Raw genomic sequence first — 15,145 nt, forward strand, 5'->3', positions numbered from 1 at the left:
GGCTCAGGCGGGGGTGGGACGCTCGGCGGGGCGCGGTGCGGCCCGCGGGGCCCGTTGTGCCGTGCCGGTGTCACGGCTGTCGATGAGCGCTGCCAGATCGGCGAGGACCGGGCAGCGGTTGACGTCCCCGGGCGTGAAGGCCCGGTCCAGGGTGATCGCGACGCGTACGGCCGTGAGGGATGTGCCGCCCCGGTCGAAGAAGTGGTCGCGCCGGCCGATCCGGTCACGCGGAACGCCGAGGGCGGTGGACCAGGCCGTCGCGAGCCGTTGCTCGGTCGCGGTGGCGGGTGCCTCCCGCCGGTCCACGGCAGCGGTGTCGGCCGTGGCCGCCGCGGCGCGGTCCCGCAGGGCGTTGCGGTCGGTCTTGCCGTTCGCCGTGAGGGGCAGGCGCGGCCGCCAGTGGAAGAACGGCGGGACCATGTAGGGCGGCAGCGTAGCGCTCAGCCCGTCGTGCAGCAGGCGGTCCGGGAGGGGGTGCGGTCCGGCGCAGAAGGCGGCGAGGGCGGGGGCCCCGCCGGGCGGGCGGACGACGACCACGGCGGCGTCCTGGACACCGGGGATCCGCAGGAGCGTGTTCTCGATCTCGCCGGTCTCGATGCGGAATCCCCGGATCTTGACCTGACTGTCGCGGCGGCCGAGGAACTCCATGGTGCCGTCCGGCAGCCAGCGGCCGAAGTCTCCGCTGCGGTAGAGCCGTTCGCCCGGGTGGTGGGGGTCGGGCAGGAACACCGCCCGGGTACGGGCGGGGTCGCCCGCGTACCCTCGGCCGACGCAGACCCCGGAGAGGGCGATCTCGCCGGGGGCGCCGAGCGGGACCGGGGAGAGCTGTTCGTCCACGAGGTAGGCGCGGACGTTCTGGACGGGCCGGCCGAGGGTGACGCGGCCGGTGTCCGGGGGCCGGTCCAGCACCGCGTGGTGGGTGTCGTCGGAGGTCTCGGTCAGCCCGTAGGCGTTGACCAGCGGGACGGTGGGCCGGGCGGCGAACCAGCGCCCGACGAGGTCCGGTTTCAGGGCCTCGCCGGTGACCGAGACGCACCGCAGGGCGGGCAGTTCCCGGGGGTGGCGCTCCAGCAGGGTCAGGACGGCGTCCAGATAGGACGGCACCACCTGCAGCACGGTGACGCCGCCCTCGGCGACCGTGTCGAGGAAGCGCCCGGCGTCCAGGACCGTTTCCTGGCCGATCAGCAGGGTGCGTCCACCGGCCAGCGGACCGGCCAGGAGCTGCCACAGGGAGATGTCGAAACACGGCGGCGCGATCTGGGCGACGACGTCCCCCGCGCCGATTCCCAGGTCGTGGATCTTGGCGTGGAGGTGGTTGAGCATGCCCGCGTGTTCGCACATGGCGCCCTTGGGTTCGCCGGTGGACCCGGAGGTGAAGAAGACATAGGCGAGGTCGTCGGGAGCGACCGACCGACGGGGGCTCTCGTCGCCGCGCCGCTCCGCCCATGCCTCCTGGACGGACAGCGAGCGGGTCCCGGGGCAGGTGGCCAGGGCCGCGTCGAGGGTGGCGGTGGACCCGGTGGCGGTCAGCGCCAGCCGGCAGGAGGCGCGGGTGAGCATGGTGGCCACCCGGTCGGCCGGGAAGTGGGGTTCGACCGGCAGGTAGGCGCACCCGGCCTTGAGGACCGCGAGGACGGCGGCCATCCAGGACAGGCTCCGCTCGCTCACCACGGCGACGACGTCCTCGCGGCGCAGGCCGCGTGCGAGCAGGGCGTGGGCGATGCGGTTGGCCCGGACGTCGAGTTCGCGGTAGGTCCACCGCCGGCCGTCCTCCTCGGCGGCGACGGCGTCCGGACACGCGTGTACCCGGTCCTCGAACAGTTCGTGGACCCGCCGGTCCGGCAGAGCGCGGCACGGCCCGGCGAGACCGTCGGTCTGCAGGCGGCGCTCCGCGTCCGACAGCAGGCTCGCGCGGTGGTGCGGCGCGTCGGGGTCGGAGGCGATCAGTGCGAGCGCGGTGAGGTGGTAGCCGGCGATGCGCGCGGCGCTCTCCGCGTCCAGCACGTCTCTGCGGTAGCGCAGGCACAGCTCACCGCCCCGGTGGGCCGGGGTGATCCGCAGGAGGGCGCCGGCATCGGGGCCGCCCGCGCCCGTCGGGTCGAGCACGGTCTCCGGCCGCGCCGCTCCTCCCCCGCTGGTGGGGGTCGGCCGGTGGTCCTCCGGCAGCGGGGCGGTTGCCCGGTGCGCCGCCCGGATCAGGGTCCACCAGCTGCCCGGCCCCGTCGGCAGCCGGCGGACGGCGGGCCGTGCGCCGGGGGCGGTGACGTAGCCGGTGACGATCTCGTCCCGGCCCGTCAGTGCTGCGAGCACCTTGGCGTGCGCGGCCAGCAGTACGGATTCCGGCGTCACGTCCGCCTGTTCGCCGAGGGCGCGCAGCCCGGCCAGCACCTCGCCGGGGACGGCCGCGCGGTGTTCGGCGGTGCCGGGCAGCGGATTCCGGGTCCAGCGGGGCACGGTCGGGAAGCGATCAGCGGCCGGGGAGAGGCGGTCGGCGCCGGCGGTGTGCGCTGCGGATCCGTCAGGCCTTCGCATGGCGCACGCCTCCTTCCGCGGTGACGCCCGGCGTCATCGGCCGGGCCGGGTTTCCGCCCCAGCGGGCGTTGTCCGGCACCACCTCCCCCTTCATCAGGAAGGAGTCGGGGGCGAGTCGGGCGCCGTCGCCGATGGTGACGCCGTAGTGCACGAAGGCGCCGACCCCGAGGGTGCAGCCCGCGCCGATGGCGGAGCGGTCGGACTTGAAGGCGCCGTCCTCCTGCGAGTGGCACTGCACGACGGTGCCGTTGTTGAGCGTTGAGCGGTCGCCGATGGCGGCCATCGCCCGCTCGGTGAGGAAGCAGCCGTCGTCGAAGACCCGGCGTCCGATCCGCACGCCGAGCAGCCGCCAGATCACGTTCTTGAACGGAGTGCCGTTGAAGATCCGCAGGTACGTCTCCGAAGGCGCTTTCCAGTACCGCTCATGGCGCCAGAAGCGGACGTCGTAGATCGAGCAGAACAGCGGGACCAGCGGGGTGCGCGCGGTGAAGGCGCGCTCGACCAGGACGAAGTACCCGGCGGTGAACAGCAGGACGCACACGTTGGCCACGGCGAGGGCGAGGACCCCGTACGGGCCGTGGAGTTCGGCGGCGACCGCGACCAGCAGGGTGATCAGGAAGAAGTGCAACCATCGCACCAGCAGGTACCAGCCCATGGTGACGACGTTGTGCCGGTTCTTCCTGGGGAGCAGCCGGCGCAGCTCCTCGTCGGCCTTGAGGCGGTCGAAGGAACTGTCCCGCAGCACGGATCGCGGGATCTCGAAACTCGGTGAGCCCAGGAGCCCCACGCCTTCACGGACAGGCCCGTCGACGGGGACCATCACCTTGGTGGCGAGCAGGCAGTTGTCGCCGGTGCGGCCCTGGGGCGGGTAGGCGATCCGGTTGCCGAGGAAGTTCCGGGGCCCGATCGCCGTCCGGGAGACGCGGAACGACGTGCTGGAGTACTCGGTGGTGAGGATGGACAGCCCGTCGGCCACCATCGTGCCCGTGCCGACCGCGCTGAGCGTCGGGATCTCGTGCTTGACCTCGGTGCCGAAGTTCGACCCGGTCTGCTGGACGCGGGAAAGGTCGTATCCGAGGTGGCGCAGGTAGTGGACGATGCCCGAGCTGTCACCGAACAGGCGGTTGAGGAACTTCCGGTTGGAGATCAGCTCGATCGTCCGGTGCACGCCGTGGTGGAACCCGAACAGCGGGTAGGTCCGGCCCGGTGTGAGGGCCCGTCCGAGCAGGCGCGGAACGGTGGTCACCAGCAGCAGCCCGAGCGGGATGGCCCCGAAGAACAGCACCACGGAGGCGGCGAACGCCTCGGCGTAGAACAGCCAGGTGGTGAGCACGGTGGGGCCCGGCCGGGCGAAGGAGGCGAGCTGCGGGGCCTGGGCGAGCAGCATGCCGAGGCCGCCGACGGCCAGCGGCACGTACAGCAGCAGTACGGTCAGCAGTTGCAGGACGCTGTGCAGGGGCCTCCGGAGGGGGCCGAAGGGGACGGGGTCCACGCTCGGGCAGTCCCCGTCGGCGGGGACGGCCGGCGAGCCGTGCCAGTACTCACCGGCGGGCACCGACTGTCCCCGGTGCAGCGAGGAGGCGTGGGCCAGTCGGCCGCCGTCGCCCAGGGAGGTGTCGATGTCGAGCACGGTGGCCGCGCCGACGGTCGTGTGCTGCCCCAGCGTGACCGGGCCCGTCTGGATGAGGCCGTCGTGGGCGCGGTAGCAGGAGAGGAGGGCGTCCTTACGCACGACGGACCCGGCTCCGATGGTGAGCAGGTCGGTGCAGACGGGCGCCGAGCGGGCGAACACCGTGGCCCCGGGGCCGATCCTCGCTCCGAGCAGGCGCAGGTAGCCGGTGTAGAGCGGGGAGCCGGCGAACAGGACCAGCGGGTCGGCCCGGACCAGGGATTTCACCAGCCAGAAGCGGACGTAGCCGAGGCTCCAGACCCGGATCTCGACCGGCTTCCAGCGGCCGATCAGGGTCCACTTCACGATGATGGGCAGGCCGCACAGGCAGAGGAAGGCGGCGGCGCCGAACAGGACCGCGCGCAGGTAGGCGTCCAGCAGTCCCGATCCGGCGGCGATCCAGTCGTAGCCCAGGGTGGCGACGAGGGCGATGACGAGGGAGTAGCCGAGGAACGCCAGCAGTTGCAGGCCCGCGCACAGGACGTAGTGGGCGCGGCCACCGGTCGGCCGCCGGGTCGTCGCCGCGGGTGGTTCGGCCGGGGCGGAGGGCGAGGGCACGGCGACGGGCGGCGGGGCGGCCGTGGCGAGGGAGGCGGCGAGGGAGCCGATCGTCGGGTGGCGGTAGATGTCCTTCATGGAGACCGGCGGCACATCGGTGCGCTTGCGGATCCGCGCGCAGAACCTCGCCATCACCAGGGAGTCCGCTCCGAGGTCGTCGAAGAAGTTGCTGTCGGGCGGCACGCTCTCGACGTGGACGACGTCAGCGAGGACCTCGGCCAGGATCCGTCCGGCGGCGTCGGCTTCGCCGGCGGGCACGGCGGTCGCGACCCGGAGGTCCTCGTCGCGTACGGGCTGTGTGCGGTGCGGGGCCAGGGTTTCGGCCTGCTCTGCCATCATGCGGGCTCCCTCGGCGAGGTCCGGCCGCGAGGTTTCGGTGCGCCGGAGCGGAGCCGAGGGGCGGCTTCGGGGCCGTACCCGTTGCTCTCGGTGCTCGGCGCGAGCTGCGGTCGGACGTCATGACCGTGATTCGGCGCCGGTCGGGACCGAGATTGCCACTTTGTTCACTTATCTCTCATGTCAGACTTTCCATCCCGGGGAGTAAGACGGTCACCTCCGTTCCCCTCGGTGCCGACGCCCGTTTCAGCGGAGCCCGAACGCCCTGATCGCCGTGAGGAACTCCGCCGGCCGGTCCGTGTGAATCAGGTGCCCGGCGTCGACGGTGACCAGCTCCGCGTCCGGTATCGCGCGCGCCATCCGGGCGAGGTGGCCCTGGTCGATGTGGCTGGTGGGGCCGCCGCCGATGACGAGGGTGGGCGCGGTGATCTCCGGGAACCGCCCGGGGACGTCCGGATCGGGGTCGCTCAGCTGGGCGTCGGTGTCGGGGACGACCGGCCAGTCGAAGTCGAGGGCGCCCTCGGGGCGGACGGAGGGCGGCCGGGGCGTGTCGAGCGGGAACAGGGGCGGCGCGTCCTCGATGATCAGCCGCCCGATCAGGCCCGGTTCCCGTTGGGCCAGGAGGTAGGCGGCCACCCCGCCCATGGAGTGCCCGACGACGGTCGCGCCGGCCAGGTTGCGGGCCTCCAGGAAGGCGTGCAGGTCGTCGCGGAACGTCTCGAAGGAGTAGCGGCCGGGCCAGTCGCTCAGCCCGTGGCCCCGGAAGTCGGGGGCGTACACATGGTGATCGGCGGCCAGGTCCTCCGCGATCCGGGTCCAGGTCGCGGAGGATCCCGCGCGGCCGTGCAGGAGGACGACGGGCGGGGCCCCCTCCTCGCCCCGTTCCCGGTAGGCCAGCCGGACCCCGCCCGCCTGGACCGTGCGCACGTCCGGGTCGAGGAAGGCCGCCACCGTACGGGCGAAGGCCCCCGGGTCGTCCAGCCACGGGAAGTGCCCCGCGCCGCGCTGGACGGCGAACTCGGCGTACGGGAAGAGCGCGGCTAGCTCCGTGGCCCGGTCCGGGCTCGGGTGACCGTCGTACTCCCCGGCGAGCACGAGGACGGGGACGGCCAGTTCGCGCAGGGCGGCGGCGGTCGCGGCGGGGTCGAAGGCCCCTTCCTCGGCATAGTGTCCGCGGGCTTCCGCGTTGGTCTGTCCGGCGGAGGCCTCGGCGTGGGCGCGGGCCGTCGCGTCCCAGCGACCGTAGGTGAGGGGCCGGACGGCGGGCCACAGCTCGGCGAACGGCCCGCCGGCGAGCAGCGCCTCTTGGGCGGCCCGGGCCTCGGGGTACCAGGGCTCGTCGCGCCGCAGCTCGGCGGCCTCGCGCAGGTCCTGGTCGCTCACCTCGATGCCCACGGCCCGGGTGCTGGGCGTGACGAGGGTCAGGGTGCGCAGCCGCTCCGGGTGACGGGCCGCGTACAGCAGGGCCAGGTCCGCGCTCGCGGAGTGGGCCAGCATGTCGATCCGGTCGAGGCCCAGGTGTTCGCGCAGGGCTTCCACATCGCCGACGAGGCGGTCGCAGCGGTAGGTCGAGGGGTCCTCGGGCACGCAGGATTCGCCGGTGCCGCGCAGGTCCAGCAGGACGAGCTGCCGGTGGGCGGCGAGCCCTCCGAGGTCCCCGAGATACGCGCTCGCCCGCATCGGCCCGCCGGGCAGGCACATCAGCGGCTCCCCCTCCCCCACCAGGCGGTAGGCGAGCGGGGTCGTGTCGTACGCGGAGAAGATCGGCATACGCCCCATCCAAACAGCAACCGGCGAGCGGGCGCACCGGGCTTCGCCGCGGGCTGATCGGCCGCGAAGTCCGCGCGCCTCTTGCCAGCACCCCCGGCCGCCTGAATTACTGCTCCCAGGAAGATCGACCGAATGATCGGTCGCCCGCTCCGGGAGAGGAAGGGTCCTGATGACGGCCATGCTGGACGCGGCGGAACGGCTCGACCGGGGCGAACTGGAGGCCCTGCAACTGGAGCGGCTGAGTTCCACGCTGCGGCACGCGTACGACAACGTCCCCTTCTACCGGGCCGCCTTCGACCGCGCGGGGCTGCGGCCCGAGGACTGCCGGACGCTCGCGGATCTGGCCCGGTTCCCGTTCACCGTGAAGGCGGATCTGCGGGACAACTACCCCTTCGGGATGTTCGCCGTACCGGAGCACGAGGTGCGCAGGATCCACGCCTCCAGCGGCACGACGGGGCGTCCGACGGTCGTCGGGTACACCGAACGGGACCTGGACACCTGGGCGGACGTGGTGGCCCGGTCGATCCGGGCGGCGGGCGGACGGCCCGGACACAAGGTCCATGTGGCGTACGGATACGGGCTGTTCACCGGGGGCCTCGGGGCGCACTACGGAGCGGAGCGGCTCGGCTGCACGGTGATCCCGGCCTCGGGGGGCATGACCGCGCGGCAGGTGCGACTGATCCAGGACTTCCGGCCCGAGATCATCATGATCACGCCGTCGTACCTGCTGACGCTGCTGGACGAGTTCGAGCGGCAGGGCGTCGACCCGCGGTCGACGTCCCTGAAGGTCGGGATCTTCGGCGCGGAGCCGTGGACCGAGGAGATGCGCCGGGAGATCGAGGACCGGTTCGCCATCGACGCGGTCGACATATACGGGCTCTCCGAGGTGATGGGCCCGGGGGTGGCGCAGGAGTGCGTCGAGACGAAGGACGGGCTGCACATCTGGGAGGACCACTTCTATCCGGAGGTCGTGGACCCGTTCACCGGTGAGGTGCTTCCCGACGGCGAGGAGGGGGAGCTGGTCTTCACCTCGCTGACCAAGGAGGCGATGCCCGTGATCCGTTACCGCACACGGGATCTGACGCGGCTGCTGCCGGGGACGGCGCGGGCGTTCCGCCGGATGGAGAAGGTCACCGGCCGCAGCGACGACATGGTGATCCTGCGGGGGGTCAATCTCTTTCCCACCCAGATCGAGGAGATCGTGCTGCGCACGCCCGCCGTCGCCCCGCACTTCCAGCTGCGGCTGACCCGGCAGGGGCGGCTCGACGCGCTCACCGTCCGGGCGGAGGCGCGGGCGGACGCCACGGCGGCCGAACGGGAGAAGGCGGCGCTGGCCATCGCGGCCGCGGTGAAGGACGGGGTCGGGGTGTCGGTCGGGGTCGAGATCGTGGACCCGGAGTCGCTGGAACGCTCGGTGGGCAAGATCCGGCGGATCGTGGATCTGAGGGAGTCCGGCACGGAGTGAACAGCGGCGGTGACCGGCGTGTTCACACCCCCGCAACGCTCGTTCCCACCATGCGGACAGCCGGGCGAAAATCTCGACACAGGGGGCCGCGCCCTGCCAGTCTCCCGCTATGCATCTCGCCAACCGGTCCCTGGTCACCGCCCTGTGCTCCGCCGTCGCCCTCTGCACAGCCCTCACCGGCTGTGCCCCGCAAGCGGAGGAGAAGGCACCGGACGGGGCCGCCGGTGCGACGGCGTCCTGCGCTCCCGGCAAGCTCGCCACCCAGGTGTCCGGGAAGCTGACCGTGGGCACCGACAAGCCCGCCTACGCGCCCTGGTTCTCCGACGACGAGCCGTCCAACGGGAAGGGCTTCGAGTCGGCGGTGGCCTACGCCGTGGCGAAGGAGCTCGGTTACGACCGCGACGCGGTGGTGTGGCAGCACACCCCGTTCAACAGCGCGTTCGCGCCCGGGGCGAAGAAGTTCGACTTCGACATCAACCAGGTCTCCATCAGCGAGGAGCGGAAGAAGGCCGTCGCCTTCTCCTCCGGCTACTACGACGTGCGGCAGGCCGTCGTCGCCCTGAAGTCGTCGAAGGCCGCGAAGGCGAAGAGCGTGGCCGACCTCAAGGACGTGAAACTGGGCGCGCAGGTGGGCACCACCAGCCTCGACTTCATCACCGACCTGGTGAAGCCGAGCGAGAAGCCCGCCGTCTACCAGCGCAACGACTTCGCCAAGTCGGCGCTGAAGACCGGCCAGGTGGACGCCATCGTGGTGGACCTGCCGACCGCGTTCTACATCACCGGGGCCGAGGTGCCCGAGGCGGAGGTCGTGGGCCAGTTCGCCGACTCCCCCGGTGAACCCGAGCAGTTCGGGCTGGTCCTCGACAAGGCGTCCGCGCTGACCTCGTGCGTGAGCGGTGCGGTGGACGCCCTGCGCGAGGACGGCACCCTCGCCGCCCTGGAGAAGGAGTGGCTCTCCGACGCCGTCGACGCGCCGGTGCTCAGGTGACCCTGCACAAGGCGCCGCCGGCTCCGGACGGCTACGCCCCCTCCGAGCGTCGGATCGCCCGCGAGCGTTACCGGCGGGGGCGCACCCGGCGGGCCACCGCGATCGCCGCGGCCAGCACCCTGGTGACGGGCGCGGTGCTGTTCCTGCTGATCACCGGCTCCCCCGGCTGGACCCGTACCAAGGAGACGTTCTTCAGCGCCCATTACGCGCGCGTCGCCCTGCCGCAGGTCATGGAGGGGCTGTGGCTGAACCTCCGGCTGCTGGCCGTGTGCGGTGCGGCCGTGCTGGTGCTCGGCCTGCTGCTGGCCGTGGCGCGCACCCTGCGCGGGCCGGTGTTCTTCCCCGTCCGGGCGCTGGCGACCGCGTACACGGACTTCTTCCGGGGGCTGCCGCTGATCATCTGCCTGCTGATCGTGGTCTTCGGGGTGCCCGCCCTGCGGCTGGAGGGGGTGACCACCGATCCGGTGCTGCTGGGCGGCGGCGCGCTGGTGCTGACGTACTCGGCGTACGTGGCGGAGGTCTTCCGGGCGGGCATCGAGTCCGTGCATCCCTCGCAGCGGGCGGCGGCCCGTTCGCTGGGGCTGAGCAGCGGGCAGGCGCTGCGTTTCGTCGTGCTGCCGCAGGCGGTGCGGCGGGTCGTGCCGCCGCTCCTCAACGACCTGGTGTCGCTCCAGAAGGACACCGGGCTCGTCTCGATCGCCGGGGCGGTGGACGCCGTGTACGCGGCGCAGATCATCGCGAGCAAGGACTTCAACTACACGCCGTACGTCGTCGCCGGTCTGGTCTTCGTGGCGCTGACCATCCCGATGACCCGGCTCACCGACTGGGTGACGGCCCGGATGGACCGGCGGCGGGCCCAGGGAGGACTCGTATGAGCGACGCTCCGGTGCTGCGGATGGAGGCGGTCCGCAAGTCGTTCGGCACGTCTCTCGTGCTGCGGGACGTGGACCTGGAGGTGGCCCCGCACACGGTGACCGCGCTGATCGGGGCCTCGGGGTCCGGGAAGTCGACCCTGCTGCGCTGCGCCAACCTCCTGGAGGAGGTCGACGACGGGGCGATCTGGCTGGACGGTGAGGAGATCACCGACCCCAGGTCCGACGCGGACGCGGTGCGCCGGCGGATCGGCGTGGTGTTCCAGGCGTACAACCTCTTCCCTCATCTGACCGTGCTGCAGAACATCACCCTGGCCCCGCGCCGCGTCCACGGGCTCTCCCGCCCCCGGGCGGAGGAGGAGGCCCGGGAGCTGCTGGAGCGGCTGGGCCTCGGGGCGAAGGCGGACGAGTACCCGGACCGGCTCAGCGGCGGGCAGCAGCAGCGGGCCGCGATCGTCAGGGCGCTGGCGGTACGTCCCCGGCTGCTGCTCCTGGACGAGATCACGGCGGCGCTGGACCCGGAGCTGGTGGGCGAAGTGCTGGGTCTCGTACGGGAGGTGAAGGGGGACGGCATGACGATGGTGATCGCCACCCATGAGATGGCGTTCGCGCGCGAGGTCGCCGACCAGGTGTGCTTCCTGGACGCCGGTGTGGTGCTGGAGCGCGGCACGCCCGAGGAGGTGTTCGGCGCGCCCCGCGAGGAGCGCACCCGGCGGTTCCTGCGGCGGATCGTGGAGGCGGGGCGGCTTTGAGGGCCTCTCGTCTGGATCAGGCCGGGCTCGCGGGGTCCGGCCTGATCCAGACGAGAGACCCTGGTCGGCCTCAGGCGAGTTCGTCGCGCAGCTGCCGCTTGAGGATCTTCCCGCTGGCGTTGCGTGGGAGTTCGTCCACGAAGACGACGCGCTTGGGGGCCTTGAAGGCGGTGAGCTTCTCGCGCGCGTGGGCGATGAGTTCGCTCGCGTCCGCCTCGCCGCGCAGGACGACGACAGCGGTGACCGCCTCGATCCAGCGGTCGTCGGGGAGGCCGATGACGGCGGTCTCGGCGACGGCGGGGTGGGTGTAGAGGGCGTCCTCGACCTGCCGGGAGGCGACGAGGACGCCGCCGGAGTTGATGACGTCCTTCACCCGGTCGACGACGGTGAGGAAACCCTCGGCGTCGCGGACCGCGAGGTCGCCGGAGTGGAACCAGCCGTCGCGGAAGGCCTCAGCCGTCTCCTCGGGCTTGTCCCAGTAGCCGGAGCACAGTTGGGGCGAGCGGTAGACGACCTCGCCGGGGGTGCCGTCGGGGACGTCCTCGCCCTTCTCGTCGACGACGCGGGCCTCCACGAAGAGGACCGGCCGGCCGCAGGACTCCATCCGGCCCTCGTGCTCCTCGGGGCCGAGCACGGTGGCCAGCGGGCCGATCTCGCTCTGGCCGAAGCAGTTGAAGAAGGCCAGGTGCGGGAGGCGTCCGCGCAGTCGCTCCAGGACGGGCACGGGCATGATCGAGGCCCCGTAGAACGCCTTGCGCAGACCGCCGAGTTCGCGGGTGGCGAACTCCGGGTGGTTGGCGAGAGAGATCCAGACGGTGGGCGGGGCGAACAGGCTGTCGGCCAGGCCGGTTTCGACGAGTTCGAAGATGCGGCCGGCGTCGGGGGCGTCCAGGATGGTGTTCTCCGCGCCGACCGCCAGATACGGCAGCAGGAACACGTGCATCTGGGCCGAGTGGTAGAGCGGCAGGGAGTGCACGGGCCGGTCGGTCGCGGCGAGGCCGAGCGCGGTGATCGCGCTGACGTACTCGTGGATCAGGGCCCCGTGCGTCATCATCGCGCCCTTGGGCAGGGCGGTGGTGCCGGAGGTGTAGAGCAACTGCACCAGGTCGTCGGAGGCGGGCGGGCGCTCCGCGGTGAACGGCCGTTCGTCCTGCAGGGCTTCGAGCAGTGACCCGGGCGCGTCGCGCAGAGCGCGTACCCGGTGGCCGTCGGGGATCCGGGCGGCGAGGTCCGGGTCGGTCAGGACGAGGGTGGAGCCGGACTGGTCGAGGAGGTAGACCAGGTCGTCACCGGTGAGGTTCTGGTTGACGGGTACGTGGACGAGCCCGGCCCGGGCGCAGGCGAGGAAGCCGATCAGATAGGCGTCGGAGTTGTGCGCGTAGGCGGCCACCCGGTCGCCGGGGGCGAGAGCGTGCTCCTGGGTGAGAACGGCGGCGGCCGTGGAGACGGCGGCGTCCAGCGAGCGGTAGGTCCAGGCCCGGTCGGCGTACCGTACGGCGGTCCGGTCGGGGGTGCGCCGGGCGCTGCGGGTGAGGACGCCGTCGACTGTGCTGCTGCGTACACCGGTCATGGCTCGATCCTGTGCGGCCCGGGCCCCGGGGGTCAAGAGGCCGGATACCGACCAGACGGTTGACAGTCGGCGGGGCTGCCTGGCTGAGTGACGCGTGGCTGTCCGGACGGTCCGGTCAACCGCCTGTGCCACCCGCACTGTTGGGAGGAACACCTTGACCTTGCGAAACCGTCTGAGACTGCTCGGGGTTGCCGGTATCGCCGTGTTCACCGTGGCGGCGTCGTTGCCGCCGGCGACCGCGTCCGGGGCCCCGGAGACGCGGCATCCGTCCGGCGGCGGTCTGTCCGCCGTCATCCGGTACACGGAGTACGGCATTCCGCACATCGTGGGTAAGGACTACGCGCAGCTCGGCTTCGGCACTGGGTGGGCGCAGGCCGCCGACCAGGTGTGCACGCTGGCCGACGGCTTCCTCACGGTGCGCGGGGAGCGGTCGAGGTTCTTCGGCCCGGACGCCGCCCCGGACCTCTCGCTGTCCTCGGCGGCGACGAACCTCTCCAGCGACCTGTACTTCCGGGGCGTGCGGGACAGCGGCACGGTGGAGAAGCTGCTGAAGGTTCCCGCACCCGCCGGTCCGAGCCGGGACGTGAAGGAGACGATGCGCGGGTTCGCCGCCGGGTACAACGCGTGGCTCGCGCAGAACCGGATCACGGATCCGGCCTGCCGGGGCGCGTCCTGGGTGCGCCCGGTGACGGCTCTGGACGTGGCGGCGCGGGGGTTCGCCATTTCGGTGCTCGGCGGCCAGGGGCGCGGCATCGACGGCATCACGGCCGCTCAGCCTCCGACGGCCGCGCCCCCGGCCGCCGGGGTCACGCCGAAGGAGGCGGCGGAGGCCGCCGAGCGGCTGCTGTCGACGCAGAACGCGGACATGGGGTCCAACGCGGTGGCCTTCCACGGCTCCACGACGGCGAACGGGCGCGGGCTGCTGCTCGGCAACCCGCACTACCCGTGGCAGGGCGGGCGGCGGTTCTGGATGTCGCAGCAGACGATTCCGGGCGAGCTGAACGTGTCGGGCTCCTCGCTGCTGGGCACGACGACCATCTCCATCGGGCACAACGCGGACGTGGCGTGGAGTCATACGGTCGCCACGGGCGTGCCGCTGAATCTGCATCAGCTGACGCTGGATCCGACCGATCCGACCGCCTATCTGGTGGACGGCAAGCGAGAGCGGATGACGAAGCGGACCGTGAGCGTCCCGGTGAAGGGCGCGGCTCCCGTGACGCGTACCCAGTGGTGGACCCGGTACGGGCCGGTGGTCACCTCGTTCGGGGCGGCGCTGCCGTTGCCGTGGACGTCGACGACGGCGTACGCGCTGAACGACCCCAACGCGGCGAATCTGCGGGGCTCGGACACCGCCCTGGGGTTCAGCAAGGCCCGCGGCACGGCGGAGATCGAGCGCTCGCTGCACCGGCGGCAGGGGCTGCCCTGGGTGAACACGATCGCGGCGGACCGGGCGGGGAACTCCTACTTCTCCCAGTCGCAGGTGCTGCCGAGGATCACGGACGAGCTGGCGGAGCGTTGCTCCACGCCGCTGGGCCGGGCCACCTATCCGGCCGCCGGGCTCGCGGTGCTGGACGGTTCGCGCACGGACTGCGCCCTGGGCCGTGACCGGGACGCGGTGCAGCCCGGCGTCTTCGGCCCGGGCCGGGCGCCGACGCTGAAGAACCGGCCGTACGTGGAGAACTCCAACGACAGCGCGTGGCTGACGAACGCGGAGCGGCCGCTGACCGGGTACGAGCGGGTCTTCGGCACGATCGCGACCCCTCGGTCGATGCGGACCCGGGGTGCCGTCGAGGACGTCACGGCGATGGCGGAGAAGGGCGGGCTGGGCGTCCGCGACCTCCAGCGCCAGCAGTTCGCCAACCGGGCGCCGGCCGGGGATCTGACCGCGTCCGACGTGGCGCGGTGGTGCGCGGCGCTGCCGGGCGGCACGGCCGTGGGCACGGACGGACAACCGGTCGACGTGGCGGATGCCTGCCGGGTGCTGCGGCGCTGGGACCGGAGCATGGACAGCGACAGCCGGGGCGCGCTGCTCTTCGACCGGTTCTGGCGCAAGGCGTCGGCGGTGCCGGCCGCCGAGCTGTGGAAGACACCGTTCGACCCGGCCGATCCGGTGCGCACCCCGCGCGGTCTCAACACCGCCGCGCCCGGGGTGGCCAGGGCCCTGGCGGACGCGGTGGCGGAGCTGCGGGCGGCGGACATCGCGCTGGACGCCCCGCTGGGCAGGCACCAGTTCGTCGTACGGAACGGCAAGCGGCTCCCGATCAGCGGCGGCACGGAGTCGCTGGGCGTCTGGAACAAGACCGAGCCGGTGTGGAACGCGGCGGGCGGCGGCTATACGGAGGTGTCGGCGGGCTCCAGCTACATCCAGGCGGTCGGCTGGGACGGCAGCCGCTGCCCGGTGGCCCGGACGCTGCTGACGTACTCCCAGTCGGAGAGTCCGAAGTCGCCGCACCACAGCGACCAGACCCGGCTGTACGCGGGTGAGCGCTGGGTGACGTCGCGGTTCTGCGAGAAGGACATCGCCCGTTCGCCGGATCTGCGGGTGGTGCGGGTGCACGAGCGGCGGTAGCGCCTTCCGGTGGATTCGCCCGTCCGCCGACGACAAGGGCCCCGCCCAGGCGGGGCCCTTGTCG

General features: G+C 72.5%; 9 protein-coding genes. 5 read left to right on the top strand and 4 right to left on the bottom strand.

The features are described from left to right. Positions 1 to 3 precede the first annotated feature (3 nt). The 3 genes from ACFWRV_RS27290 to ACFWRV_RS27300 form a co-directional block, all read right to left on the bottom strand. Positions 4 to 2,532 carry an amino acid adenylation domain-containing protein gene (locus tag ACFWRV_RS27290; protein WP_384338379.1) on the bottom strand — a complete coding sequence of 843 codons (2,529 nt, stop codon included), beginning with the start codon at positions 2,530 to 2,532 and terminating at the stop codon, positions 4 to 6. Beyond that, positions 2,519 to 5,098 carry a Pls/PosA family non-ribosomal peptide synthetase gene (locus ACFWRV_RS27295; RefSeq protein WP_384338380.1) on the bottom strand — a complete coding sequence of 860 codons (2,580 nt, stop codon included), beginning with the start codon at positions 5,096 to 5,098 and terminating at the stop codon, positions 2,519 to 2,521. The genes ACFWRV_RS27290 and ACFWRV_RS27295 overlap by 14 nt, the downstream gene beginning before the upstream one ends. A gap of 243 nt (positions 5,099 to 5,341) precedes the next feature. Next, complete coding sequence (locus ACFWRV_RS27300) at positions 5,342 to 6,865, bottom strand: alpha/beta fold hydrolase (protein ID WP_384338381.1); 1,524 nt, start codon at positions 6,863 to 6,865, stop codon at positions 5,342 to 5,344. A 169-nt stretch (positions 6,866 to 7,034) separates the two neighbouring features. Between ACFWRV_RS27300 and paaK the strand changes: the two genes are divergently transcribed. From paaK to ACFWRV_RS27320, 4 genes are all read left to right on the top strand, one after another. Further along, on the top strand, positions 7,035 to 8,330 hold the full coding sequence (gene paaK / locus ACFWRV_RS27305) for a phenylacetate--CoA ligase PaaK (protein ID WP_384338382.1): 1,296 nt from the start codon (positions 7,035 to 7,037) through the stop codon (positions 8,328 to 8,330). Between the two features lie 109 nt (positions 8,331 to 8,439). Next, entirely contained in the window at positions 8,440 to 9,318 is an 879-nt protein-coding gene (locus ACFWRV_RS27310) for an ABC transporter substrate-binding protein (protein WP_384338383.1), read from the top strand. Continuing rightward, complete coding sequence (locus ACFWRV_RS27315) at positions 9,315 to 10,193, top strand: amino acid ABC transporter permease (protein ID WP_384338384.1); 879 nt, start codon at positions 9,315 to 9,317, stop codon at positions 10,191 to 10,193. The genes ACFWRV_RS27310 and ACFWRV_RS27315 overlap by 4 nt, the downstream gene beginning before the upstream one ends. Then, positions 10,190 to 10,942 carry an amino acid ABC transporter ATP-binding protein gene (locus tag ACFWRV_RS27320; RefSeq protein ID WP_384338385.1) on the top strand — a complete coding sequence of 251 codons (753 nt, stop codon included), beginning with the start codon at positions 10,190 to 10,192 and terminating at the stop codon, positions 10,940 to 10,942. Before ACFWRV_RS27315 ends, ACFWRV_RS27320 begins: the two co-directional genes overlap by 4 nt. Before the next feature lie 70 nt (positions 10,943 to 11,012). On the opposite strand, the gene ACFWRV_RS27325 is transcribed toward ACFWRV_RS27320, so the two are convergent. Continuing rightward, positions 11,013 to 12,512: an acyl-CoA synthetase gene (locus ACFWRV_RS27325; protein WP_384338386.1), complete on the bottom strand. Its 1,500-nt coding sequence runs from the start codon at positions 12,510 to 12,512 to the stop codon at positions 11,013 to 11,015. Positions 12,513 to 12,666: 154 nt separating this feature from the next. On the opposite strand from ACFWRV_RS27325, the gene ACFWRV_RS27330 reads away from it, so the two are divergent. Then, positions 12,667 to 15,081, top strand: a complete 2,415-nt coding sequence (locus ACFWRV_RS27330; RefSeq protein WP_384338387.1) for a penicillin acylase family protein — start codon at positions 12,667 to 12,669, stop codon at positions 15,079 to 15,081. Positions 15,082 to 15,145 lie beyond the last annotated feature (64 nt).

The sequence above is a fragment of the Streptomyces sp. NPDC058576 genome (assembly GCF_042718715.1).
Lineage (GTDB): Bacteria > Actinomycetota > Actinomycetes > Streptomycetales > Streptomycetaceae > Streptomyces.

Coding starts and splice junctions, on each gene's coding strand:
- ACFWRV_RS27290 (WP_384338379.1), bottom strand. CDS start 2,532: ATGCGAAGGCCTGACGGATCCGCAGCGCACACCGCCGGCGCCGACCGC.
- ACFWRV_RS27295 (WP_384338380.1), bottom strand. CDS start 5,098: ATGATGGCAGAGCAGGCCGAAACCCTGGCCCCGCACCGCACACAGCCC.
- ACFWRV_RS27300 (WP_384338381.1), bottom strand. CDS start 6,865: ATGCCGATCTTCTCCGCGTACGACACGACCCCGCTCGCCTACCGCCTG.
- paaK (WP_384338382.1), top strand. CDS start 7,035: ATGACGGCCATGCTGGACGCGGCGGAACGGCTCGACCGGGGCGAACTG.
- ACFWRV_RS27310 (WP_384338383.1), top strand. CDS start 8,440: ATGCATCTCGCCAACCGGTCCCTGGTCACCGCCCTGTGCTCCGCCGTC.
- ACFWRV_RS27320 (WP_384338385.1), top strand. CDS start 10,190: ATGAGCGACGCTCCGGTGCTGCGGATGGAGGCGGTCCGCAAGTCGTTC.
- ACFWRV_RS27325 (WP_384338386.1), bottom strand. CDS start 12,512: ATGACCGGTGTACGCAGCAGCACAGTCGACGGCGTCCTCACCCGCAGC.